Consider the following 22877-nt stretch of genomic DNA (forward strand, 5'->3'; position numbering starts at 1 on the left):
GCTGCGCTACCGGGTCGAGGTGGAGAAGGGCATCGACCTGTCCGCCGCGGACGTCGCGCGGCACCCGATCGAGTGACGGCACACAAGACTCACCTTGCGACACGGGTGTCAGTGGTTCAGCAGGCCCGTCGCCTCTCCCAGGACCGGGATGCTGCCGATCGACGACGCCTGGGCCACCGGGGCGGTCAGCATCTGGGAGTTCAGGGACTTGAAGTCGGCGAGCTGGGTGCCCACGCCGTTGTCGAGGGGGTCCACGCCCGTGCCGGCGAGGGGGTTGGGCTTGAGGGCGGAGACGGGGCCGGTGACATAGCCGACGGTGCCGGTGAGGGCCTGGAGGCCCGCCTGGGGGTCGACGCGGCCCAGCGACGTGGGCCGGGTGTGCACCACCTCGTTCAGCACCGGCGCGGTGTCCGCGGAGGCCGTCGCGGCACCCGCCCCGAGCGCCGCACCCGCCGTCGCGAGGGCGACCAGGGCGCGCTGGGCGGTCGGAGTCGGGGAAGACGAGTGTCGTGCCATCGCTGCTGCCACCTTCTACTGCGTTCTCATGCACAGGGTAATCAGGTCGACACGTAGGGTAGTTGAGGTGTGACGCGCGCTCCAAAGACGACCCGCGGGGTCGGCAGGGCGTACGGAATACGTCAAACTGGTGTCCCGTGAGCATCCATCGCCCCTCCCCCGCCCGTGTCGTGCTGCTCTGCGGTCCCTCGGGCTCGGGCAAGTCCCTGGTCGCCGCCCGCTCCGGCCTTCCCGTGCTGCGTCTCGACGACTTCTACAAGGAGGGCGACGACCCGACGCTGCCGCTGGTGGCGGGGAGCTCCGACATCGACTGGGACCACCCGGACTCCTGGGACACGGACATCGCCGTGGCCGCCATCGCCGAACTGTGCCGCACGGGCCGTACGAACGTCCCCGTCTACGACCTCTCCCTGTCCGCCCGCACCGGCGAGGAGGCCGTCGACATCGGGCGGACACCGCTGTTCATAGCGGAGGGCATATTCGCGGCCGAGATCGTCGACCGCTGCCGTGAGTTGGGCCTGCTGGCGGACGCCCTGTGTCTGAACCGCGGCCCGGTCCGCACGTTCCGCCGCCGCTTCCTGCGCGACCTCAAGGAGGGCCGCAAGTCGGTGCCCTTCCTGCTGCGCCGCGGCTGGCGTCTGATGCGCCAGGAACGCACGATCATCGCCCGCCAGACCTCCCTCGGCGCCCACCCCTGCGACCGGGACGAGGCCCTGGGCCGCCTGGCCGCGGCCGCGGTCGGGCGGCGCCCCGCACACACCACGGATACGGCGCCCTCAGCGTCGTAGAGGCGCACCCGGGCATACGAAAGCGGGACTGGACGGACCCCCCGGCCCTCCAGTCCCGCTTCCCCCGTTCCCCCGTGGTGCTTCCCCCGTGATCCCCCGTTTCCCCGTTTTCCTTCGGTGCTTCCCCCGTTGTGGTGCTTCCCCCGTGGGTCCCCCGTGACCCCCGTTGGCCCCCTCGGACCGTTCCCCCGTTACCGCTCCCCCGTGTTCCTTGCTTCCCCCCCGACCCTCAGGCGACGAGCTCCCCGAAGGCGTTCTCCTCGTCACGGCCGAAGCTGAGGACCTCGTCCTCGCGCAGCCGGCGCAGGGAGCGCCAGATGCTGGACTTCACCGTGCCGACACTGATGTCGAGGATCTCCGCGATCTCCGGGTCGGTGCGGCCCTCGTAGTAGCGAAGGACCAGCATCGTGCGCTGGAGTTCGGGGAGGCGGGCGAGCGCCTGCCACAGGACCGCGCGCAGCTCCGTGCCGCGCATCGCGTCCGTGTCGCCGGGCGTCTCCGGCAGCTCCTCGGTCGGGTATTCGTTCAGCTTGCGGCGGCGCCACGCGCTGATGTGCAGGTTGGTCATGGTCCGGCGGAGGTACCCGCCGACGGCCGCCTTGTCGCTGATGCGGTCCCATGCCTTGTACGTCGAGAAGAGGGCGCTCTGGAGGAGGTCCTCGGCCTCGAAGCGGTCACCGGTCAGGTGGTAGGCGGTGGCGTACAGGGAGGCGCGACGCTCCTGGACGTAGGCGGTGAACTCCGCCTCCGACAGCGAACGGCGTTCCCCCGTGTCCTCCCTGTACGCGCTTCCCCCGTGCGGTTCCCCCGTGAAACCGTCAACCACCGTCATGTACACGGTGTGCTGACGCCCGGCGCCGCGAGCGCACCCCCGCCCGCTCACGGCGCCGGACTCCTTGGAACCCCGGCCCCCGTTCACGTCGTGCAGGCGCGTGATCACTGCGCTATTGCTGTTGCTGTGCAGCGTGTTCATCTCGCGCCCCCCGTCGTGGACTTCCGGTGTTCGGCTTGCTCAGGCGGTGTATCCGTGCGGTGCTTGTTTGCCTGTGCCGAGAAGCTTGCCCTCGCACCTTCATGGCCGTGTCCGCCGACTGTCACAGACCTGTCACAGGGGTAGGCCCAGTGGTCGATCTCAGCGGGGCCACAGGGCGGTCACAGAGAAGAGCGCTACGTGCACGTAGGTGTACAGGAGTCGAAACACCGCCCCACCATGGGCCAGAATGAGCCCCGTGCCTTCCCTGTTGCTGATCGAGGACGACGACGCCATCCGTACGGCCCTGGAGCTGTCTCTTACGCGCCAGGGACATCGGGTTGCCACCGCTGCCACCGGTGAGGACGGTCTGAAGCTCCTGCGCGAGCAACGGCCGGACCTGATCGTGCTGGACGTGATGCTGCCCGGCATCGACGGGTTCGAGGTGTGCCGGCGCATCCGGCGCACCGACCAGCTGCCGATCATTCTGCTGACCGCCCGGAGTGACGACATCGACGTCGTGGTCGGACTGGAGTCCGGCGCCGACGACTACGTGGTCAAGCCGATCCAGGGCCGGGTGCTGGACGCCCGTATCCGGGCCGTGCTGCGGCGCGGCGAGCGGGAGTCGACCGACGCGGCGAGCTTCGGCAGCCTGGTCATCGACCGCGCCGCCATGACCGTGACGAAGAACGGCGAGGACCTGCAGCTCACACCCACCGAGCTGCGGCTGCTGCTGGAGCTGAGCCGGCGGCCGGGGCAGGCGCTGTCCCGGCAGCAACTGCTGCGGCTCGTCTGGGAGCACGACTACCTCGGCGACTCCCGGCTGGTGGACGCCTGCGTCCAGCGGCTGCGCGCCAAGGTCGAGGACGTGCCGTCGTCCCCGACGCTGATCCGTACCGTGCGCGGCGTGGGCTACCGGCTGGACACGCCTCAGTGACGATCGCGCAAGGGGGGGTTCGCGGCTGGGCCGCGCACCGCAAGGGACATCTCTCACGGCTGCGGTTCACCAGTCTCCGGCTCCGGCTGGTGGTGGTGTTCGGCCTGGTGGCGCTCACCGCGGCCGTCTCCGCGTCCGGGATCGCGTACTGGCTCAACCGCGAGGCCGTGCTCACCCGCACCCAGGACGCGGTGCTCGGCGACTTCAAGCAGGCGATGCAGACCCGGGCCGGCACCCTGCCCGCTCGTCCCACACAGGACGAACTGCAGCACACCGCCGGCCAGATGGCCAACAGCAGCCAGCGCTTCAGCGTGCTGCTCGTCGCGCGGAACTCCAAGGGCGAGACGGTGTACGGCAGTTCGGGCGGCCTCGACGGCTTCTCGCTGCGGGACGTGCCCGAGTCGCTGCGCGCGGCGGTCGACAAGAAGCAGTCCGTCGACCCCGGCTCGGGCAACAAGTACGCGTACCACCTCTACTGGCAGCGCGTCATCGACCACGGCACGCCCTACCTGGTCGCCGGCACCCGGGTGATCGGCGGCGGCTCCACCGGCTACATGCTCAAGTCGCTGGAGCCCGAGGCCAAGGACCTCAACTCCCTGGCCTGGTCGCTGGGGATCGCCACCGGCCTCGCGCTCGTCGGCTCGGCCCTGCTCGCCCAGGCCGCCGCGTCGACCGTGCTGAAGCCCGTACAGCGCCTGGGAGTCGCCGCCCGCCGCCTCGGCGAGGGCAAGCTCGACACCCGGCTGCGGGTCTCCGGGACCGACGAACTCGCCGATCTGTCGCGGACGTTCAACGACGCGGCGGAGGCGCTGGAGAAACGGGTCGACGACATGGCCGGGCGCGACGAGGCGTCCCGCCGCTTCGTCGCGGACATGAGCCATGAACTGCGTACCCCGCTCACCGCGATCACCGCCGTCACCGAGATCCTGGAGGAGGAGCTGGAGGCGGAGTCCGGGTCGATCGACCCGATGATCGAGCCCGCCGTCCGGCTCGTGGTCAGCGAGACCCGGCGCCTCAACGACCTCGTCGAGAACCTCATGGAGGTCACCCGCTTCGACGCGGGCACCGCCCGGCTGGTCCTGGACGACGTCGACGTGGCCGACCAGATCACCGCCTGCATCGACGCCCGCGCCTGGCTGGACGCCGTCGAACTCGACACCGAACGCGGTATCCACGCCCGCCTCGACCCGCGCCGCCTTGACGTCATCCTCGCCAACCTCATCGGCAACGCGCTCAAGCACGGCGGTTCGCCGGTGCGGGTCGCGGTGCGCACCGCGGACGACCAGGTGGTGATCGCCGTACGGGACCACGGCCCCGGCATCCCGGAGGACGTCCTGCCGCACGTGTTCGACCGCTTCTACAAGGCGAGCGCGTCCCGTCCCCGCTCCGAGGGCAGCGGCCTCGGCCTCTCCATCGCCCTGGAGAACGCCCATATCCACGGCGGCGAGATCACCGCCGCCAACTCGCCCGACGGCGGCGCGGTGTTCACCCTGCGCCTGCCGCGCGACGCGTCGGCGCTCACCCAGGAGGCCGACGGCGAGGCCAAGCAGGGGGACGCCTGATGAACGTACGACGTCTGCTGGCGCTGCCCGTCCTGGCCGTGCTGCTCACCGGCTGCGGCATCCGTTCCACGGAGGTGCCGACGGACTTCGGCGCGGCGCCCTCGCAGGTCATGTGCTCACCGGCCGAGCCGGACGTCTCGGCGCAGGCCTCGCGCGGGCTGCCGGTCCGGGTGTTCCTGCTGTGCGGCTCGTCGCTGGTGGCCGTCGACCGGACGGTACGGGTCCCGGACGGCACCGCGGACTCCCAGCGGCGCGTCCTGGTGGCGCAGGGGCTGCTGGACCAGCTGGCGGCGACACCGTCGGCGGCCGAGAAGGAGGCCGGGTACACGACGGACGTACGGGGCGGTATGAACGTCTCCGGACCGCGCTCCGGCGATCCCGACGACACCCTCCGGCTGAGCACCCGCCCCGACGACCTCACCTCCTACGCCCTGGCCCAGGTCGTCTGCACGTTCTCCGACTCGGCGGCGGCGGAGGGCGACGGCTCGGTCATCCTCGGCGGCCCCGCCAAGACCCCGCCGCGCCGCTACGAGTGCACGGACGAGGTCCGCTCCCGCCCGGGCAGCGAACAGCCGCCGTCGAGCCGGGTTACGGGCGGCTGACGTACACATGTGGTGCAAGCCTCATGAAGGTACGTAGGGGGATCCCGGAACCGTTCCGGGCGGGGGGTGCGTCTAGGGGGGCGTGCAGCGTCAAGGCTTCATCGGCGGCAACGCCGCGATCAGCGTCCGTGTGACAGGGGGTGTCCTCCTTGTCGCACACCTCGCGTTCGTCGCCTGGCTCACGCTGCGTCCGCTGGACGTGCCCTGGGTGACGCCGCCCAATGTGCGCCCGTTCGCGGGCATCCGGGCCGACCTGGTGCTCGGCTGGGCGGTGGCGGCCCGGCGCATCGCCGAGGGGCTCGCCCTTCTCGCGCCGCTGGGCGTGCTGCTCCCGATGGCCCACGGCAGGCTGTGGTCCTCTCCGCTGGGCTCCCTGCTCCGCACGGTCGCCACCGGCTTCCTGGTCTCCCTCGGCATCCTGCTGCTGCAGACGGGCGTGCCCGGCCGCGTCCCCGACGTCGACTCGCTGCTGCTGAACACGGTCGGTGTGGCCATCGCCCATCTCGCCGTCGTCCCCGCGTCCCGCACCTGGCTCCGCCGCAGGTCCGAGCGGCAGCAGGTGGCGGCCCTCCGCCAGGAGGAAGCGAGTCAGGGTCGTACCCCGACGTTTCCCAGGGTCGGCATAGCTCCGTAGAGTGACGCTTCGCGAGCTTCGGGTACGTAGCGTTGTGAACAGATGAGGAAGCCGTACCGGGCACCTCGTACCGACGCTCACCAGCCCAATCAAAGGAGCCGCACATGTCCGCCCTTGTCCGCCCCACCCACGGCCGCATGATCGGCGGAGTGTGCGCCGGTCTGGCGCGGCGCTTCGGCACCTCGGCGACCACGATGCGGGTGATCTTCCTGCTCTCCTGCCTGCTGCCGGGCCCCCAGTTCCTGCTCTACATAGCCCTGTGGATCCTGCTGCCCTCGGAGGACAAGGCGGCCCGCACCGCCTGGTGACGACCCACACCGCGCGTATACGCCGATGGGGCGCACCCCGTGTCCGGAGGGTGCGCCCCATCGGCGCGCTCAGGGGCTAGTCGCTTCCGGGGTCAGCCCAGCGGGACGCCGTTCACGGGCAGACCGTGCGTGGGCAGGCCCGTCTGGCCCACGGGGAGCCCGCCCAGGAGGCCGGCGACCGGGGCGGTCGGGCCGTCGGAGAGCACCTTCGTCGCGGCCGGCTGCGCCGCGGCCACACCCGAGTCGAGGGCGGCCTTGCCCTGGGCCACCGCCTCACCGGCACCCGGCAGCGCCGCGGAGAGGTTCTCCGCCGGGAGCGTCTTGGTGACGGTGTCCAGCGCCCCGGTGGCGTCCGGGAGCGCCGGAGCCGCGTTCGCGGCGCCCGCGCCGACGGCGGCGAAGGCGGCACCGAGGGCGGCGACACCGAGGGTCTTGGCAGCAGACTGCTTCATGGAATGCGTCCTCGAAATGGAGTTACGGGGATGTGAGCGGTCCACGACCGTAAACATGCGAACCCGCCCGCCGCAAACATCGAAATGCGGACGGATTGTGAACACCCGTCCGCATTCCGACCCCGCCGCTGTCCCCCGATCAGCCCTCCGCGTCCACAGAACCGCTGGTGGAGGCGGTCTGCTGGAACAGCCATTCGGACTTGAGCTCGGCATACCCGGGTTTGACGACGTCATTGATCATCGCGAGTCGTTCATCGAAAGGAATGAACGCTGATTTCATCGCATTGACGGAGAACCACTGCATGTCATCGAGCGTGTAACCGAATGCGTCGACAAGATGCTCGAATTCCTGGCTCACGCTGGTCCCGGACATCAGCCGGTTGTCGGTGTTCACCGTGGCCCGGAAGTGCAGTCGCCGCAGCAGCCCGATCGGGTGCTCGGCGTACGAGGCGGCGGCCCCCGTCTGCAGGTTGGAGCTGGGGCACAGCTCCAGGGGGATGCGCTTGTCCCGTACATAGGAGGCGAGCCGGCCGAGCTTCACCGAGCCGTCGGCCCCCACCTCGATGTCGTCGATGATGCGCACCCCGTGCCCGAGCCGGTCGGCGCCGCACCACTGGAGGGCCTGCCAGATGGAGGGCAGCCCGAAGGCCTCACCGGCGTGGATGGTGAAGTGGTTGTTCTCGCGCTTCAGGTACTCGAAGGCGTCGAGGTGCCGGGTGGGCGGGTAACCGGCCTCGGCACCGGCGATGTCGAAGCCCACCACCCCCAGGTCCCGGTAGCGGTTGGCGAGTTCGGCGATCTCCAGGGCGCGTGCGGCGTGCCGCATGGCGGTGAGCAGGGCGCCGACGCGGATCCGGTGGCCGTTGGCGCGCGCCAGCTGCTCGCCCTCCCGGAAGCCCTGGTTGACGGCCTCGACGACCTGTTCCAGTGTCAGACCGCCGTCGAGGTGCTGCTCGGGCGCGTACCGCACCTCGGCGTAGACGACCCCGTCCTCGGCGAGGTCCTCGGCGCACTCGCGGGCGACCCGGACGAGGGCGTCCCGGGTCTGCATGACGCCGACGGTGTGGGAGAAGGTCTCCAGATACCGTTCCAGGGACCCGGAGTCGGCGGCCTCCCGGAACCAGATGCCCAGCTTGCCCGGGTCGGATTCCGGCAGCCTGGAGTAGCCCGTCTCCCGGGCGAGTTCGACGATCGTCCCGGGGCGGAGGCCACCGTCCAGGTGGTCGTGCAGCAGAACCTTCGGCGCCCGGCGGATCTGGTCCGGCGTCGGGGTGTTCGAGATGGTCTGGCTCGTCATCTCCGCACTCTAACTCCTACGCGCGTAGATCGCGCGTTGTACAACTCCGTCGATACGTAACGGTGACCGCGAGGAGGGGTGGCGTACACCAGGGCTTCTGACACTGTTCTGTCATGGCACACCAAGCGACGCCGGTACGACGGGCCCGGCTGGGGAGGGCGATCGGTCCGGAGCCGACGGCGGTGAGCGCAGTGGTGCTGCTGCTCCCCGGCGGTGACGAGGAGTCGGATCGCAGACCGTCCCCCATGCTGGCGGCGGCATCCGTACGGGCGTTGGGGCGCAGACTGGCCCGCGCCGGCCGTGCGGACGGGCTGGCCGCGCATGTCGTCCACTACCGGTACCGGGGCTGGAACGGCAGCGCGGCGCATCTGGCACGGGACGCGGAGTGGGCCGCCGACGAGGTCGTACGGCGCTACGGGGACGTCCCGGTGTGTCTCGCCGGGTTCGACATGGGCGGGCGGGCGGCGCTGCGGGCGGCCGGGCACGAGGCCGTCAACTCCGTGCTGGCGATCGCTCCTTGGCTGCCGGAGGAGGACATGGCGGCTTCGCCTGAACCGGTGAAGCAGCTGGTGGGCCGGCGGGTGCTGATCGTGCACGGCACGAACGACGTGGTCTCCGACCCCGAGCTGTCCTTCCGGCTGGCGGCGCGGGCGAAGAAGGCGAACCGGGATGTGTGCCGCTTCGAAGTGCACTCCGACGGCCACGGGTTGCACCAGTACCGGAGCGAAGTCCAGGCGCTCGCGGAGGACTTCGTGATGGGAGCGCTCTTCGGCCGGGCCCTGTCCCGCCCGGTCCAGGACGCACTGGCCGCACCACCACCGCTGGGGCTGCGGATGCCGTTGGCGGCGGGGTTCGGGAAGTCGTTGCGGCGATAGGGCCTACCCGGAGTGAGACTCCACGAGGGTGGCCCGGTCGCAGGTCAAGTGGCTCATCGGTAACTCGCCCTCCGCGCCGGGCAAGAAGGCGACGGCCGCGTCCGGCACCCACTGGCCGCCTTCGAGGCGCACGGTGCGTAGCGCGACGGTGTGCCTGGTGCCCTCCCTGGCCAGGAGGATCTCGTTGTAGCCGTTCTGCTCGTCCGTGTGCCGACTGCCGAGCGCCGGGGCTCCGGCGATCCGAGTGGTCCAACTGCGCCGTCCGCCGAGGAACCGCTCCGCGGCCAGAAAGGCCAGATGGGTATGACCGTGCAGGACGAGCGCGGTCTCGGCGACGGCCAGGGCCCGTTTGACCTGGCCGGCGTTGATCACCCCGGAGTACGGAGCCACCTCGACCGAGGGCACCGGGGACAGTGGATGATGCAGGGCGGCCAGTGAGGTGTACCCGGGCTCGGCGTCGAGCCGGTCCAGCACACCGCGTGCGATCACACCCGGGTCCAGCCGTTCGAAGTCCTGGATGAGCGCGCTCACCTCGTCGTCGTCGAAGGTGCTCACGAACTCGGCCTGGAAGTCGGCGAGCCGCGCACGGTCGGCGTCCTTGGCTGGCTCGCCACCGGATTCCGCACTGCCCAGCAGCGCCACTTTGAGGCCTGCGTCGGGGTATCTGACGTACAGCCTCCGCCTGGTGTGGTCCGGGTTGTGCAGGTCGGGATGCGGGTAGTCCGCGAAGACCCGGGCGAACCACTCGTGCCGGGCTCCCGGCTCGGAGTCCAGGCACAGGTCCCAGGACACATCGTGGTTGCCGCCCGCCAGCAGGATGCGTGGGTCGGCGGGCCTGAGGTCGGGGTGGTCGACGACACAGGAGGCCAGCTCCCTCAGCCAGTCCAGGGCTTGCCGACCGAACTCCTCCTGCGGACGGTTGACGAGATCCCCGGTGACGATCACGAGATGGGGGGCGAGTCCCTGCCGTGCGAGGCCGCGCACGTGGTCCAGATAGCTCTCCAGCGGTGAGCCCGCCCCGGCGAGCGCGGCCAGCCGCCGCCCCGCCTCGGTGGTGTCCTTGGCGTCGACGGTGGTGCGCAACTCCCCGCCGTGGTGCAGGTCGGATACATGGTGCACGCGCAGTACCGCGGGCAGGTGGCGGGCCAGCACCGGGTCGGCGGAGAGGCGTGCGGCGTCGGTGGCCGCGGCGCGAGGGACAGCGGCGGACCGGGGCGTCCCACTGGTGCAGGGTTCTCCGGGGACAACGGATCCTGCCCGTGCCTGCCCAGCCGCCCCCACCGGCAGACCCGCATCCTGCCACCGCCGGGCACGGAGAGCGGACCTGTGCTCTTCCGACAGGCCGTTGTGGAACCACTGATCGACATACGCGTGGCGCGTCACCGCCTCCTCGAACGCGGCGCGGCCCAAGGCCGCGATGTCCGTGGACAGTCGCGGATCCGACTCGCACATCTGGAGGGCGAGTTCGAGGAGGAAGGGGGTCTGCAGCCAGGCCGGATCCTCCTCCCCGAGGCGGGCGACGGCCTGCGGTGCCCAGTCGGGTGCCCTCTCGGCCATCCGCCCGCACTCCGCCTCGTCAAGGGCCGGCGGCATGATGACGTCCTTCGGGGAATCCGCGCCGAGCAGCGGGCCGAGCAGCCCATGTTCGGCGGGCGTGGCGAGCACCACCGGGACGGCGCCCGCGTCCCGGATCCGCCCCAGTCCGGCGGCGAGCGCCTTCGTGGCCTCCTCGCCCCGGCCACCGGAGGCCAAGGCCGGCTCGTCGACAAGAACGAGCGTGCCGGCCGGAGTGCGTGGCACCACGCGAGGGTTCGTCAGACAGGCCAGGCCGGAGCGCCGTACGGTCTCAGGGTCCGCACGTAGGTCCACACGGCGGGTGGTGCCCTCCGGCCGGACCCGTTCGACGGCCTGGGCCAGCCAGGTCTTGCCCGCCCGACGGGGCAGTACGACGAACCAGGCGACGCTGTTGGGTACTTGTCCCTCCACAAGCGGCCGGGCCCAGCCCGGCACCTTCCGCGGGGTGAACCTGATGTCGAGTTCTGGGCGGTAGGCCTGGCTCGGCCTGTAGTGGTTCATGTACGCGGCTCCTCGTCCCGCAGTGAGTTCTCGTTCCGTGCGACCCAGCCGAAGAACGGCCGGTCGTCAAGCCATTCGTCGCCGTGCCGCAGCAGACCGACCTCCCGCAGGTCCTGGCGCTGGGCCAGGGCCGCGTCCGCCGGCACCCGGCCCGGCTGCACCAACAGGGCCGCCCGGCCGGCCGGGCCGATCTCCGTCCAGCGGGCCAGGAAGTGGTGGGTCCACTCGTCGAGAAGCTTTCGGTCCAGCAGCTCTCTCAGCGCGTCCGGATCGGTCAGCGGACGCAGCGAGTTGCCCAGCACGGCGCGGACGACCGCGTCGCCGGCCGCCTGGAGGTAGAACGGCCAGGTACCCACGAGGTCGATGATCGCCGCGCCTGTGCGGTCAGGAGCGATGTCGACACCGAGGTTGGCGGCCGTACCCGTGAGGAAGGTGAGGGCGTCCCCGATCTCCAGCGGGCCGAGCACGCGCGCGTTGACGTCGTTGCCGAAACTGGAGCCGGGCACGGTGAGCGCCCACCGCACCACCCGGTTCCAGTCCTTCTCGGTCCCGGTGTAGACGAGCCACGCACCGGCCTGTCCGAGATCCCGCAGCCACGAGACCACCTGGGCGTCGTAGCGGACCATGCGACCGATCTCGTCGAGCAGGAACGCGACCCGACGCTGCCCCGTCCTGCCGCGCACCTTCTCCACCAATCGTTGCGCCGCGCCAACATCACCGCCCACATCGGCATCGAGCAGCCCAGCGAGCACGTCGGGGCTGTCCGTACCCTCCGGCGGCAGGACGACGTGCCTTACCGCGCTCGCCCCCTGGTCGCGCAGGCGGCCCCGCAGCTCTTCGAGGACCCAGGACTTCCCGACTCGACGCTGCCCGAGCAAGGCCACGGAGGTACCGGTGGCGAACCGGTCACGCAGCCAGGCCAATACCTCCTCCCGGCCTACCGGATGCCCATGCGCGTCGCCCACATGGAACTGGTCGGCCACCAGGGGGAAGTCCTCGATCCGGAACGGCCGCCGGCTCGGCTGTACCGCCCGGTCCCGTTCTTCGGCCCGAGCCGCGATCACAGCCAGCGCGTCGGTCTGGGCGCCCCGGGTGAGCGGACCCGGCAGGACGGCGATCTGGAGCTCGCGCCCGCTGCCGCTGCGCAGGGCACGGCCGGCGACCTGCTGGATCGGGACATGCCGGGCGCGGACACCGAAGGCGGCGTAGTCCTCGCGGTCCCCCAGCGACAGCACCAGCGCCTCTCCACCGAGCGAGCTGACAGCGGTGCTGCGCGTGAGTGAACCCTTGTCCCCGGTCAGGACCGTGCGGATACCGACCTGTGGGCCCTCCCGAAGCAGGGCGAACAAGTCGAGCACGGCCTGCGGATGTCCCGCCGCCTCCATGCGGGAGACGAAGCCATCCCACTCGTCGAGCAGCACCAGCAGATACGGCAGCCTGCGTGGCCCCGCGACCGCCTGCCGCTGCGCCACCAAGTTGGCGAACTGCCCTTGGTGCAGTAGTTCCTGACGACGACGCATGGTGGCCGTGAGCCGCCCCAGCAGCCGAACGACCAGTTCAGGCCGGCCCGCACCCACCACCGCCCCACAGTGCGGGAGTTCATCGAGCGCCTGGAGGGCTCCGTTGCCGCAGTCGATGCCGTACAGGTGCACGTCAGCGCTGCTGCATTGACCGGCGACCGCGGCCGCGAGAGTACGCAGGGCCTGCGAGCGTCCGCTGCGCGGTCGGCCGACGATCCGGAGGTTGGCGTCCTCTGCCAGGTCCAGCAGCGCGGGCCGCTGGGCCTGCTCCTCGGGTACGTCCTCCAGGCCGAAGGCGAGCGGAGCGAGGTCCCGTCCCTGTGCCGGGGGTTCGAGATCGGTGAGGTGCACGACGTCGCCGAGCGGGGGAAGCCAGGGCGGGGCAGGGGCAGGTACGCCGAGGACGGTAGCTGCGTGCTGCAGCGCCCCCACGAGAACGTCCAGATCCTTGGTCACCGAACCCGGCGCGTACGTCGGACCTGGATCGGGTCCTAGCGTCAGTTCGCGCACGTGGACGCTCGGCCGACCGTCGACGGCCCGCTCGACCCGGTCCAGTACCCGGGCGAACTGGACCTGGGTCAACTCGCTGACGCCGGTGCGCACATACGCCCTCCCGGGCGCGGTCTTCGGGATGCGGGCGGCGTCTCGGGCGCCGATGGCCATCTCGCTGTCCTCGGCCGACGCCGTGCGCAGGGCGATACGGAGGTTGGTGTTGGCCTGGATCACCCGGCGATTACGGCCGGCCGGCTGCTGCGTGCCCAGGATGAGGTGGATGCCGAGCGAACGGGCTCGCGCGCCGAGCTCCACCAATCCCTCGACGAAGTCCGGCATCTCCTCGGAGAGCAAGGTGAGTTCATTGACCACCACTACGAGCCGGGGCAGCGGGGGAAGGGCTAGATGGGGCGAGCGCCGACGTAGGCCCGCGTAGTCTTCGATGTCCTTCGTGGACGTCTTGATGAGCTGCCGCTCCCTGCGCCGCAGTTCGGCCGCAAGGGCGGTCAGCACGCGCTCCCCGAGTCGGGAGTCGAGATCGGTGGCCGACGCCGCCGTGTGAGGCAAGCCGGCCAGGACGCCCAGTTCGGACCCACCCTTGTAGTCGATGAGCACGAAGTTCATCTCGTCCGGGCGGTTGCTCACCGCCAGGGACGCGATCCAGGTCCGCAGAAACTCCGTCTTCCCCGAACCCGACGCTCCGCAGACAAGCGCGTGCGGACCTTGACCGACCAGATCGAGGGCGAGCGGGCCGTCGTGGGCCATGCCCACCGGCGCGATGGTGCCACGGCCGTATTCGGACCATTGAGAAGCGATCTCCATCCCGTCGGGGTCCGGCAGGCTGAGGAGATCGAGGAGGCGGCAGGAGGCGAGGGGGGCGTCGTTCTGCACGGTGGCGTCGCGGAGCGGGGCGAGGGTACGGGCGGTCTCATCCAGCCAGGCGGGGGTGACAAGGTCCAGGGAGTCGATCTCCCTCCGCATGATCTCCGAACTCGGCGGCCGGGGGCGTCCGCCGGTGATGGCTTTGCCGACGAGTAACGCCCCTGTCCGTGACTCCGGGCGCCACTCGATCGCGGCCGGGCACTCGGCGGGCAGCAGGCGCAGCTCCGACTCCAGGCAGATCGAGTAGATACCTAGCCCGGGTCCTTCACGCAGGATCTGGGTCATGGGGGACGAGGCACGCAGCCCACGCACTCCATCGAACACCACTACGACGGCCGGCTGCTTTTTCGCGCGGCTCTCCTTGTCACGGGTGCGCTGCGCGGCCCGGGCCTCCAGCAACTCCATGACGGGCCCGATTTTCTGATCAATGCCGACCGCGGGCAGCCAGCGCAGGAACCGCCACACGTCGTCGAGGGGTCCGTCACTGAAGATGTGAAAGGTGACCTCGGCCGGGCTGTGCAGCAGAGCCGCCTGCGCGACGAGCCAGGCGCAAATGGACCGGGACTCAGCCATGTTTCCACCGGCGATGCCCAGCACGCCTGCCACACCTAGGGGCACGGTTCTCGGGTGCCCGGATCCGTCCGTCCCGCAGCGCAACGCGAGGAAGTCGACGTCATCGGGCCGACGCTCCCACAGCCTGGGATCCGGCGCGTAGGCGGCTTTGCGCAGGGTCGTCGGACCTGGCCACAACCGCTCCACGAGATGGTCCGGAATTGTGAGCGTGCGTCGTCGTCGCCCTAGGGGCCACATCGCCTGGCGCAGGCTGGTCACCACATCACGGACTGACAGACTGGGGCGCCGACCCTCCCGAAGCGGCCGCGCGAACAGCAGTGTCCTGTTCGGCCCCGGCGACATCATGCTCGCCGGCAGCCGCACATAGTCCGGCTGCGGTATCTCCCCCACCGGCCGCGCCCCGAGCCCGACCCGGAAACCGTCGAGCAGAGGCACGTGCCCCAGCGGCATCTCCGGTGGCAGCGCGCCCCCTTCGGACAGGTACAGCGATGGTGTCCCCGGCTCCCCGCAATAGACCGCAAGCTTTCTCGCCACAGCCCGTACAGGCGTCCGCTCATCCCCCTCCAGGACGACGTCCCGCTGTTCCCCGTCCGGTGTCACCACCGTGAACTTCCACTCCACGTTGTCGCTCGCTCCCCCTTGAGACGTGCATCGGCCCGACGCCGTCAGCGTTCGGAAGCAGGGGCGGGGCTGGGCAAGGTGGGTGCGCCCGCCAGACCTCCGTCCTGCCGAAGTTGCTGGTCGGCCGAGGCGAACTCGACCATCCACGTGGCCGTTTCCGATTCGAGGCGGGCGTGTACTGCACCGATGAGCTCGGTGATGAGCCGCATCCGCAGTTCCAGGTCGGCCGTGTCCCGTGCGCCGTCCGCGGGCAGGGCGGCGTGACTCGCGGCGCGCAGGTCCTCTGTCGTCCAGCCCAGCCGGAACTCGTCGAGCCGGCTACGAAGAGCCTGGGCGGAGCTCACGTCCCGCATCCACCCGGCGGACAGTCCGAAGAAGTGGTCGAAACCCTTACAACCGGCGGCGAGCGCCAGCAGGACGTAACCCCAGCCCTGCCAGGAGCCTCCGACTGCGGTGCTGGCCAGCGGTACGGCCGTGCCCGCGACGGCGAGCACGATGGTGCAGCCGCGTACGACTCGGGAGCCGATGCGCTTGAGCCGCTTGTCCTGGTAGTACCACTCGATGGTGTCCTCGGCCTGCTGCTCAGCCCAGCGCCGCACGCTGTCCAGCGCCTCCCGCTGCTGTCCGGGCCCGATGACCCGTATCTCGGGGAAGGGCAGGCTGCGTAAGTCGCGCGGAGACCTGCGCCGGGCATCACCCGCGGCCGACGAAGTACCCTGACGCACCATCAACATGTCCCTCGAGCTGGGATATCCGGCACACCGGAGCGTAACCGGTCCCGCCCTCCCACGTCGCGCGGTACGGCGCTCTCTGCTCGGGCGCCTGCCCCCCGGGACAGCGGTCAGTTCGCGAGCAGGCGCCCCCGGCGGGAGAGCAGGAACTTCTTGAACGCGGATACCGGGGGTGTGTCCGGGTGGCCGTCCAGCCAGGCGACGCCGATTTCTCTTGCGGCTCTCGGGGCCGTGACCGTCAGTTCCGCGACTCCCGGGCGGGGGAAGGCCGGTGGGGGCAGGAGGGCGACTCCCAGGCCGGCGGCCACCAGGCCCCGTAGGGTCTCCGCCTCCTCTCCCTCGAAGGCGACGCGGGGTCTGAAGCCCGCCTCCTGGCAGAGGTCGTCGGTGATGCGGCGGAGGCCGTAGCCGGGTTCCAGGGTCACGAAGGTCTCGTCGGCGGCCTCCGCGAGGCGGATGCGGCGGCGGGTGGCCAGACGGTGGTCCGCGGGCACCACCAGGCGGAGTTTCTGTTCGTCCAGGCGGCGGGCGACCAGGTCCGGGGCGTCGGGGACCGGGGAGGTGAGGCAGAGGTCGAGCTCGCCCGCCCGCAGCTTCTCCAGCATGGCCTCGCCGTAGTTCTGGACCAGGCTGAAGCGGACTCGGGGGTGGTCGGTGCGGAAGGCCTGGATGAGGGCCGGGACGGTCTCCGCGCCCATGGTGTGGAGGAAGCCGAAGGCGACCTTGCCGGTGGTGGGGTCGGCGTCGGCCCGCACCTCCTCCGCGGCCCGTTCGATCTCGGTGAGGGCGCGCTCCACGTGGGTGAGGAAGGTGCGGCCCGCCGGGGTGAGGGAGACGGTGCGGCCGTGGCGGGCGAACAGGTCGACACCGAGGTCCTGTTCGAGGCGGGCCATGGCGCGCGAGAGCGTGGACTGGGGGACCTGGAGTTCGTGCGCGGCGCGCGTGACGTGCTCGGTGCGGGCCACCGCGGCGAAGTGGGCGAGGCGCGGGGCCAGCGACCTCGTCATCCCGGCCATGTCTTCTGTGTCACCGGACGGTGACAGGCGGGCCTGTGAGCTGTGTTGATGCACCATGGGAACGATTATGGCGATTCCATGCATTGGACGGATGAACGGGAGCGTACGTAGCTTCGAGGCATGTCTCCCGCCAGTACCGGGGCGTCCACCGTCATGGACGCCGTCTCGTCCGTCTCCGCTTCCGAATCCGCTTCCGAATCCCGTATGGCCCCGGGTGGGCCCGGCTACCGCCGGATGAGCTTCGCGCTCTTCCTCGCGGGGGTCGCGACCTTCGCGCTGCTGTACTCCACGCAGGCCCTGCTGCCGTTGATCTCGGGTGACTTCGGGGTGACGGCGAGCCGGGCGAGCTGGACCGTGGCCGCGGCGACGGGCGGGCTGGCCCTGTTCGTGCTGCCGATGAGCGCGCTGTCGGAGCGGTTCGGGCGCCGTACGGTGATGACCGCCTCACTGGCCGTCGCGGTGTCCGTGGGTCTGCTGGTCCCCTTCGCGCCCTCGCTGGGTGTGCTGGTGGTGCTGCGGGCCTTGCAGGGGGCGGCACTGGCGGGTCTGCCCGCGTCGGCGACGGCGTATCTCGCCGAGGAGGTCCGGCCGAAGGCGCTGGTCACGGCGATCGGGCTGTTCGTGGCGGGCAACAGCGTCGGCGGGATGAGCGGCCGGGTCATCACCGGCTGGGTCGCGCAGGAGTGGGGCTGGCGGGTGGCGGTCGGCGTCATCGGGGCGATCGCGGTGGCGTGTGCGGTGGCCTTCCGGCTGCTGCTGCCCGCGCCGAGGCACTTCGTCGCCGGTTCGCTGCGGCCCCGGGTGCTGGCCCGGACGGTCCGCGCCCATCTGTCCGACCCGCTGCTGTGCCGGTTGTACGCGATCGGCGCGCTGTTCATGACGGTGTTCGGCGGGGTCTACACGGTGATCGGCTACCGGCTGACGGAGGCACCGTTCGCGCTGCCGCAGGGCGTCATCGGGTCGATCTTCCTGGTGTACCTGGTGGGCACGGTGTCGGCTTCGACGGCGGGACGGCTGGTCGGCCGGCTGGGCCGCCGAGGGGCCCTCTACCTGGCCGGTGGCACCACGGCGGCGGGCCTGCTGCTGTCCCTGGCGGCCTCCCTCCCGCTGGTCCTGCTGGGCCTGGTCCTGATCACGGCGGGCTTCTTCGCGGGCCACGCGGTGGCCTCCTCGGCGGTCAGCAAGACGGCCACCACCGGGCGGGCACAGGCTTCGGCGCTGTACCAGTCGGCGTACTACATCGGTTCCAGCGCGGGCAGCACGGCGGGTGCGCTGGCCTTCCACTCCGGCGGATGGGCCGGGACGGTGGGCGTCGGGCTGCTGGCGGTGCTGGGAGTCGTGACGATCACGGTGTTCGGGACCCGTGCGGCGAGGGCGAGCGCACGCCGGGAACACCGGTCCGCGCATCTCAGCCCGTCTGGGGGTGTCCCCTCCGCGGGAGTTTGAGGACGCGCCCCCTCGGGGCCGATCGGGGATCTGGGGGGCAGCGCCCCCCCAGCACCACGGCAACCCCCGCCCACCTGCGCATTCCCCCGCTCGGCAAGCCATTGTCAGTGCCCTGCGCTAGCTTCGGACGTGCTGGGCGCGAAGGCGCGACACAGACGGCCACAGGGGTGGGTGGACGATGACGACAACGGACCTCGACGTCAGGCTCGAGAAACACCGCGTCGAGCTGACCGGTTACTGCTACCGCATGCTCGGCTCCTCCTTCGAGGCCGAGGACGCGGTGCAGGACACGATGGTCCGCGCCTGGCGGAGCTACGACAAGTTCGAGGGCCGCTCCAGCCTGAGGTCATGGCTGTACCGGATCGCGACCAACGTCTGTCTCGACATGCTGACCGCCGGCAACAAGCGCGCCCGCCCGATGGACCTCAGCGAGTCCACCCCGCTGGCCCAGGCCGCCCTCTCCCCCCGTCCGGACCACACCTGGCTGGAGCCGATGCCGGACGCGCGTGTGCTGCCCACCACGGACGACCCGGCGGAGGCGGCCGTGGCCAAGGAGTCCGTGCGGCTCGCCTTCATGGCCGCGCTGCAGCAGCTGCCCGCCAAGCAGCGCGCCGTGCTCATCCTCCGTGAAGTGCTGGCCTGGAGGGCGAGCGAGGTCGCCGAGCTGCTGGACACCTCGGTGGCGTCGGTGAACAGCGCGCTGCAGCGGGCGCGGGCCACCCTCTCCGAGCGCGAGCAGTCCGACAAGGCGGCGGGCGCGTCCGTGTCGGACCCGCTGGACGAGGAGCAGCGAAAGCTCCTCGACCGCTATGTCGCCGCCTTCGAGGGCTACGACATGGCGGCCCTGACGGCGCTGCTGCACGAGGACGCCGTGATGACGATGCCGCCGTTCGACCTGTGGCTCACGGGCCACGACGACATCACCGGCTTCATGACGACCCTCGGCTCCGCCTGCGAGGGCTCACGCCTGATCCCGGTGCAGGTCAACGGGCTGCCGGGGTTCGCCCAGTACAAGCCGGACCCGGAGACCGGCGGTTACACGCCCTGGGCGGTGCAGGTCCTGGAGATCTCAGACGGCCGGCTCACCGGGTTCCACTTCTTCCTCGACACCAAGCGGTGGTTCCCGCTGTTCGGCGTGCCCCTCCACCTCGAAGCGGAGCCCGACCAGGTCGAGCAGGGCGCGTAGGGAGGGCGCCGGATCCCGCAGCCGGATCCGTCCGCCGGCCCGCCGGGCGGCCAGCTGCAGCCGCGCCAGCAGGTCCACGGCGGTGAGGCCGGGCGGTCCGATGGCGGCGACGTCCACCACGAGGACGCTCGCCCCGGTGGACTCCAGCAGCGCGCGCACGTCGTCGCACAGCCCCCTCACCTCGTCCTGGGTGACGGGGCCGGGCAGCACGACTACGGCAGGTGTCATGGCGTCCACGAACGGTAGACCCCCGCGGCGGGCCGAACTCATCGGGTCCACCGGGCGGGGCAGCCGGTCGGGCGGCCCGTCGGGCGGCCCGTCCACCGGCCGGAATCACATTGACCTGTACACCTCCTCCCCCAGAGGGTTGGGTGTATGCCCCACGGATCATCGCCTCCCCGGACACCCCGCGGCCTCCCGCACACGCAGACCGCCGAGGCCACCCAGGCCACCGAAGCCACCCAGGAGGCGCCTTGCAGGGCGTGCTGACGGGCTTCGCGGTGATCGCCGTCGTCATCGGCGTCGGCTATGTCATCGGACGCCGGGGCCATCTCGGCGAGCACGGCCGGGAGGTCCTGACGAAACTGGCCTTTCACGTCGCTTCCCCGGCCCTGCTGTTCACCACCCTCGCCCGGGCCGACCTGTCGGTGATCTTCTCCAGCCGGCTGCTGGTGACGGCGATGAGCACGGCAGCGGCGGCAGGGGTGTTCGTGGCGGTGGGTGTCGTACGGGGCTGGGGCGTCGGGCGCACCACCATCGGCGCCCTATGCTCCAGTTACGTCAACTCGGGCAACCTCGGCATCCCGATCGCGGTGTACGTCCTGGGCGACGCCTCCCTGGTCGCCCCGGTACTCCTCTTCCAGATCATCGCGGTGACCCCGATCGCCCTGACGGTCCTGGACCTTTCCGGGAGGGGCGAGAAGGGACCGCTGTGGCTACGGCTGCTCACTCCCCTGCGCAATCCGATCGCGGTGGGCTCGCTGGCGGGGGTGGCCGTCTCCGCGACCGGCGTGAAGGTCCCGGCCCCCGTCATGGACCCGCTCACCCTGATCGGCAACATGTCGGTCCCGGCGGTCCTGCTGGCCTTCGGCATCTCCCTGTGCGGGAGCACGATGCCGGGACGGGGTGCGGAGAGAGTGCCGGTCTTCCTGTCCGTCGCGCTGAAGGCGGTGGGCCAACCGGTGGCCGCCTGGGCTCTGGCGACAGGTGTGTTCGGGCTGCGGGACCATCAACTCCTGGACGTGGTGGTGACGTCGGCGCTCCCGGCGGCGCAGAACCTGTACACGTACGCGAGCCGGTACGGGGTGGCGGAGGGGTTGGCGCGGGACTCGATCCTGCTGTCGACGGTGTCGTCGGTGCCGGTGCTGGTGGTGGTCGCCGCGTTGCTCGGGTGACTCACGTCTCGGGGAACTCGCTGGTGTCGATGACGAGGTCGAAGGGCGCGGGAAGCGTGAGGAGTTCGCCGAACTTGGCGACGGCGAGCGGGCGATAGACGTCTCCGTGCGGCTCTCCGTAGAGCGTCGCGGTGGGGCCCTCGGGCGCCCAGCGGTCGACCAGGAGGTAGAGCGGGATGCCCGCGGAGGCGTAGGCGGCCGGCTTGCTCACACGGTCGTGGCGGGCGTTCTTCCTGGAGGTGACCTCCACGACGAGTTCGGCGACGGCAGCCGGCAGGTAGGTGTCCGCCTCGGTGCACTCCTGCACTGGGGCGACCAGGATGTCCGGGATGAACATGCCGAGCCGCGAGGGGACGGCGATGGCCTGCGTCTGATAGACCCCCCAGTCCTCGGGGATCACGGAGTACAGGCGACGCTGGCTGCGGGCCGCGATCACGTTGTGACGGGGTGCGGGAGCAGGTGACACGGTGATGATCCCCTCGATGATCTCCACCTTGCTGCCCTCGGGCCAGTCCATCTCCTCCCAGAACCGGACGAGGTCGTCCCAGCTCTGCCCGGGGTCGTGGCCCACGGTGAGTGCGCCCATGGCGGTCTCCTTCGGTTGCGTCACAGATCCCAGCATGCCGAACGGGACCGGTGGCGGTCCACCGATCCCGTTCACTCGAAAGAGAAAGTCCCCTGGTCAGGCGATACGTTCCAGCACCACCGGCGACGCCGTGAACTCCGTACCCGCCACCCCGATGTCGTACGAACCCTCCACCGCCTGGAGGGCGTACTCGAAGCGTTCGGGGGTGTCCGTGTGGAGGGTGAGGAGGGGCTGGCCCTCCGCCACCGTGTCGCCGGGCTTGGCGTGCAGTTCGATGCCCGCGCCCGCCTGGACCGGGTCCTCCTTGCGGGCTCGGCCCGCGCCGAGGCGCCAGGCGGCGACACCGATGTCGTAGGCGTCGAGGCGGGTCAGCACACCCGTGGACGGGGCCTTGATGACGTGCTGCTCGCGGGCCACCGGCAGCTCCGCGTCCGGGTCGCCGCCCTGGGCCGCGATCATCCGGCGCCAGACGTCCATCGCCGAGCCGTCGGCCAGGGCCTTCGCCGGGTCGGCGTCGCGGACGCCGGCGGCGTCGAGCATCTCGCGGGCCAGGGCGATGGTCAGCTCCACCACGTCGGCCGGGCCGCCGCCCGCCAGGACCTCGACCGACTCACGGACTTCGAGGGCGTTGCCGGCGGTGAGGCCGAGCGGGGTGGACATGTCGGTGAGGAGGGCGACCGTCTTGACGCCGTGGTCGGTGCCGAGTCCCACCATCGTGGAGGCCAGCTCGCGGGCGTCCTCCAGCGTCTTCATGAAGGCGCCGGTGCCGACCTTCACGTCCAGGACCAGGGAGCCGGTGCCCTCGGCGATCTTCTTCGACATGATGGACGAGGCGATCAGGGGGATCGCCTCGACCGTGCCGGTGACGTCCCGCAGGGCGTAGAGCTTCTTGTCGGCGGGGGCCAGACCGTCGCCCGCCGCGCAGATGACGGCGCCGGTGCCGTCCAGCACCGACAGCATCTCCTCGTTGGAGAGCAGGGCGCGCCAGCCGGGGATGGACTCCAGCTTGTCCAGGGTGCCGCCGGTGTGGCCGAGGCCGCGGCCCGACAGCTGGGGGACGGAGGCACCGCAGGCCGCGACCAGCGGGGCCAGCGGGAGGGTGATCTTGTCGCCGACGCCGCCCGTGGAGTGCTTGTCGGCCGTCGGGCGGGACAGGGACGAGAAGTCCATGCGCTCGCCGGAGGCGATCATCGCGGCCGTCCAGCGGGCGATCTCACGGCGGTTCATGCCGTTGAGCAGGATGGCCATGTTCAGGGCGGCCATCTGGTAGTCGGCGACCTCCCCGCGGGTGTACGCGTCGATGACCCAGTCGATCTGCTCATCGCTGAGCTCACCGCGGTCCCGCTTGGTGCGGATGACGGAGACGGCATCCGCCAAGAAGTCGGTCATGGCTTGCTTTCCTTCCGAAGGTTC

21 protein-coding genes are annotated in these 22877 nt (G+C 70.9%); 10 read left to right on the forward strand and 11 right to left on the reverse strand.

Annotation, left to right across the window (positions count from 1 at the left end; genetic code table 11):
• Nucleotides 1–108: 108 nt before the first annotated feature.
• The gene (locus ABZT17_RS32030) at nt 109–516 is read right to left on the reverse strand and encodes a hypothetical protein (RefSeq protein ID WP_356353970.1); all 408 of its coding nucleotides are present in this window, start codon (nt 514–516) and stop codon (nt 109–111) included.
• Between the two features lie 137 nt (nt 517–653).
• Between ABZT17_RS32030 and ABZT17_RS32035 the strand changes: the two genes are divergently transcribed.
• Nucleotides 654–1304, forward strand: coding sequence for a uridine kinase (locus ABZT17_RS32035; RefSeq protein WP_356353972.1), 651 nt, complete (start codon nt 654–656; stop codon nt 1302–1304).
• Between the two features lie 229 nt (nt 1305–1533).
• Here the strand turns inward: ABZT17_RS32035 and ABZT17_RS32040 are convergent, their stop codons facing one another.
• Entirely contained in the window at nt 1534–2277 is a 744-nt protein-coding gene (locus tag ABZT17_RS32040; protein ID WP_356353974.1) for a SigE family RNA polymerase sigma factor, read from the reverse strand.
• 256 nt (nt 2278–2533) lie between these two features.
• Between ABZT17_RS32040 and afsQ1 the strand changes: the two genes are divergently transcribed.
• From afsQ1 to ABZT17_RS32065, 5 genes are all read left to right on the forward strand, one after another.
• Complete coding sequence (gene afsQ1 / locus ABZT17_RS32045) at nt 2534–3211, forward strand: two-component system response regulator AfsQ1 (protein ID WP_020141253.1); 678 nt, start codon at nt 2534–2536, stop codon at nt 3209–3211.
• The gene (locus tag ABZT17_RS32050; protein ID WP_356353976.1) at nt 3208–4773 is read left to right on the forward strand and encodes a HAMP domain-containing sensor histidine kinase; all 1566 of its coding nucleotides are present in this window, start codon (nt 3208–3210) and stop codon (nt 4771–4773) included. Before afsQ1 ends, ABZT17_RS32050 begins: the two co-directional genes overlap by 4 nt.
• Nucleotides 4773–5375, forward strand: a complete 603-nt coding sequence (locus tag ABZT17_RS32055; RefSeq protein ID WP_356353977.1) for a hypothetical protein — start codon at nt 4773–4775, stop codon at nt 5373–5375. Before ABZT17_RS32050 ends, ABZT17_RS32055 begins: the two co-directional genes overlap by 1 nt.
• Before the next feature lie 82 nt (nt 5376–5457).
• Nucleotides 5458–6009, forward strand: coding sequence for a VanZ family protein (locus ABZT17_RS32060; protein ID WP_356353979.1), 552 nt, complete (start codon nt 5458–5460; stop codon nt 6007–6009).
• A 104-nt stretch (nt 6010–6113) separates the two neighbouring features.
• Nucleotides 6114–6317 (forward strand): PspC domain-containing protein, encoded by a 204-nt coding sequence (locus tag ABZT17_RS32065; protein ID WP_232647623.1) that lies wholly within the window; start codon nt 6114–6116, stop codon nt 6315–6317.
• Nucleotides 6318–6409: 92 nt separating this feature from the next.
• Here the strand turns inward: ABZT17_RS32065 and ABZT17_RS32070 are convergent, their stop codons facing one another.
• Both ABZT17_RS32070 and ABZT17_RS32075 read right to left on the reverse strand, forming a co-directional pair.
• Complete coding sequence (locus ABZT17_RS32070) at nt 6410–6769, reverse strand: ATP-binding protein (RefSeq protein WP_356353982.1); 360 nt, start codon at nt 6767–6769, stop codon at nt 6410–6412.
• Nucleotides 6770–6908: 139 nt separating this feature from the next.
• Entirely contained in the window at nt 6909–8066 is a 1158-nt protein-coding gene (locus ABZT17_RS32075; protein WP_356353984.1) for an adenosine deaminase, read from the reverse strand.
• A 113-nt stretch (nt 8067–8179) separates the two neighbouring features.
• Here ABZT17_RS32075 and ABZT17_RS32080 point away from each other — a divergent pair, with 113 nt between their 5' ends.
• On the forward strand, nt 8180–8941 hold the full coding sequence (locus ABZT17_RS32080; RefSeq protein WP_356353985.1) for an alpha/beta hydrolase: 762 nt from the start codon (nt 8180–8182) through the stop codon (nt 8939–8941).
• Between the two features lie 3 nt (nt 8942–8944).
• Here the strand turns inward: ABZT17_RS32080 and ABZT17_RS32085 are convergent, their stop codons facing one another.
• The 4 genes from ABZT17_RS32085 to ABZT17_RS32100 form a co-directional block, all read right to left on the reverse strand.
• Nucleotides 8945–11017 carry a metallophosphoesterase family protein gene (locus ABZT17_RS32085; protein ID WP_356353987.1) on the reverse strand — a complete coding sequence of 691 codons (2073 nt, stop codon included), beginning with the start codon at nt 11015–11017 and terminating at the stop codon, nt 8945–8947.
• Nucleotides 11014–14484 (reverse strand): FtsK/SpoIIIE domain-containing protein, encoded by a 3471-nt coding sequence (locus ABZT17_RS32090; protein WP_356353988.1) that lies wholly within the window; start codon nt 14482–14484, stop codon nt 11014–11016. The genes ABZT17_RS32085 and ABZT17_RS32090 overlap by 4 nt, the downstream gene beginning before the upstream one ends.
• A gap of 665 nt (nt 14485–15149) precedes the next feature.
• Nucleotides 15150–15833 carry an SLATT domain-containing protein gene (locus ABZT17_RS32095; protein WP_356353990.1) on the reverse strand — a complete coding sequence of 228 codons (684 nt, stop codon included), beginning with the start codon at nt 15831–15833 and terminating at the stop codon, nt 15150–15152.
• A gap of 113 nt (nt 15834–15946) precedes the next feature.
• Complete coding sequence (locus ABZT17_RS32100) at nt 15947–16909, reverse strand: LysR family transcriptional regulator (protein ID WP_356353991.1); 963 nt, start codon at nt 16907–16909, stop codon at nt 15947–15949.
• Nucleotides 16910–16972: 63 nt separating this feature from the next.
• On the opposite strand from ABZT17_RS32100, the gene ABZT17_RS32105 reads away from it, so the two are divergent.
• Complete coding sequence (locus tag ABZT17_RS32105; protein WP_356353992.1) at nt 16973–18298, forward strand: MFS transporter; 1326 nt, start codon at nt 16973–16975, stop codon at nt 18296–18298.
• A gap of 178 nt (nt 18299–18476) precedes the next feature.
• Nucleotides 18477–19484, forward strand: a complete 1008-nt coding sequence (locus tag ABZT17_RS32110; RefSeq protein ID WP_356353993.1) for a sigma-70 family RNA polymerase sigma factor — start codon at nt 18477–18479, stop codon at nt 19482–19484.
• On the opposite strand, the gene ABZT17_RS32115 is transcribed toward ABZT17_RS32110, so the two are convergent.
• Entirely contained in the window at nt 19368–19754 is a 387-nt protein-coding gene (locus tag ABZT17_RS32115) for an STAS domain-containing protein (protein ID WP_356354041.1), read from the reverse strand. The two genes, ABZT17_RS32110 and ABZT17_RS32115, sit on opposite strands and share 117 nt — an antisense overlap.
• A 203-nt stretch (nt 19755–19957) precedes the next feature.
• On the opposite strand from ABZT17_RS32115, the gene ABZT17_RS32120 reads away from it, so the two are divergent.
• On the forward strand, nt 19958–20878 hold the full coding sequence (locus ABZT17_RS32120) for an AEC family transporter (RefSeq protein ID WP_356353995.1): 921 nt from the start codon (nt 19958–19960) through the stop codon (nt 20876–20878).
• A 1-nt stretch (nt 20879) separates the two neighbouring features.
• Here the strand turns inward: ABZT17_RS32120 and ABZT17_RS32125 are convergent, their stop codons facing one another.
• Nucleotides 20880–21464, reverse strand: coding sequence for a Uma2 family endonuclease (locus ABZT17_RS32125; protein WP_356353997.1), 585 nt, complete (start codon nt 21462–21464; stop codon nt 20880–20882).
• Nucleotides 21465–21560: 96 nt separating this feature from the next.
• Entirely contained in the window at nt 21561–22853 is a 1293-nt protein-coding gene (locus ABZT17_RS32130; protein WP_356353999.1) for a thymidine phosphorylase, read from the reverse strand.
• Nucleotides 22854–22877: the final 24 nt, after the last annotated feature.

Origin of the sequence: Streptomyces sp. NPDC005648, from assembly GCF_040605395.1 — a bacterium.
In the GTDB taxonomy this organism is placed as follows: Bacteria; Actinomycetota; Actinomycetes; order Streptomycetales; family Streptomycetaceae; genus Streptomyces.

Excerpts from the sequence above, each read along its gene's own strand:
- ABZT17_RS32030 (WP_356353970.1), bottom strand. The coding sequence starts at position 516 with ATGGCACGACACTCGTCTTCCCCGACTCCGACCGCCCAGCGCGCCCTG.
- ABZT17_RS32040 (WP_356353974.1), bottom strand. The coding sequence starts at position 2,277 with ATGAACACGCTGCACAGCAACAGCAATAGCGCAGTGATCACGCGCCTG.
- ABZT17_RS32055 (WP_356353977.1), top strand. The coding sequence starts at position 4,773 with ATGAACGTACGACGTCTGCTGGCGCTGCCCGTCCTGGCCGTGCTGCTC.
- ABZT17_RS32065 (WP_232647623.1), top strand. The coding sequence starts at position 6,114 with ATGTCCGCCCTTGTCCGCCCCACCCACGGCCGCATGATCGGCGGAGTG.
- ABZT17_RS32070 (WP_356353982.1), bottom strand. The coding sequence starts at position 6,769 with ATGAAGCAGTCTGCTGCCAAGACCCTCGGTGTCGCCGCCCTCGGTGCC.
- ABZT17_RS32075 (WP_356353984.1), bottom strand. The coding sequence starts at position 8,066 with ATGACGAGCCAGACCATCTCGAACACCCCGACGCCGGACCAGATCCGC.
- ABZT17_RS32080 (WP_356353985.1), top strand. The coding sequence starts at position 8,180 with ATGGCACACCAAGCGACGCCGGTACGACGGGCCCGGCTGGGGAGGGCG.
- ABZT17_RS32085 (WP_356353987.1), bottom strand. The coding sequence starts at position 11,017 with ATGAACCACTACAGGCCGAGCCAGGCCTACCGCCCAGAACTCGACATC.
- ABZT17_RS32090 (WP_356353988.1), bottom strand. The coding sequence starts at position 14,484 with ATGGCTGAGTCCCGGTCCATTTGCGCCTGGCTCGTCGCGCAGGCGGCT.
- ABZT17_RS32095 (WP_356353990.1), bottom strand. The coding sequence starts at position 15,833 with ATGGTGCGTCAGGGTACTTCGTCGGCCGCGGGTGATGCCCGGCGCAGG.
- ABZT17_RS32100 (WP_356353991.1), bottom strand. The coding sequence starts at position 16,909 with ATGGTGCATCAACACAGCTCACAGGCCCGCCTGTCACCGTCCGGTGAC.
- ABZT17_RS32105 (WP_356353992.1), top strand. The coding sequence starts at position 16,973 with ATGTCTCCCGCCAGTACCGGGGCGTCCACCGTCATGGACGCCGTCTCG.
- ABZT17_RS32110 (WP_356353993.1), top strand. The coding sequence starts at position 18,477 with ATGACGACAACGGACCTCGACGTCAGGCTCGAGAAACACCGCGTCGAG.
- ABZT17_RS32115 (WP_356354041.1), bottom strand. The coding sequence starts at position 19,754 with ATGAGTTCGGCCCGCCGCGGGGGTCTACCGTTCGTGGACGCCATGACA.
- ABZT17_RS32125 (WP_356353997.1), bottom strand. The coding sequence starts at position 21,464 with ATGGGCGCACTCACCGTGGGCCACGACCCCGGGCAGAGCTGGGACGAC.
- ABZT17_RS32130 (WP_356353999.1), bottom strand. The coding sequence starts at position 22,853 with ATGACCGACTTCTTGGCGGATGCCGTCTCCGTCATCCGCACCAAGCGG.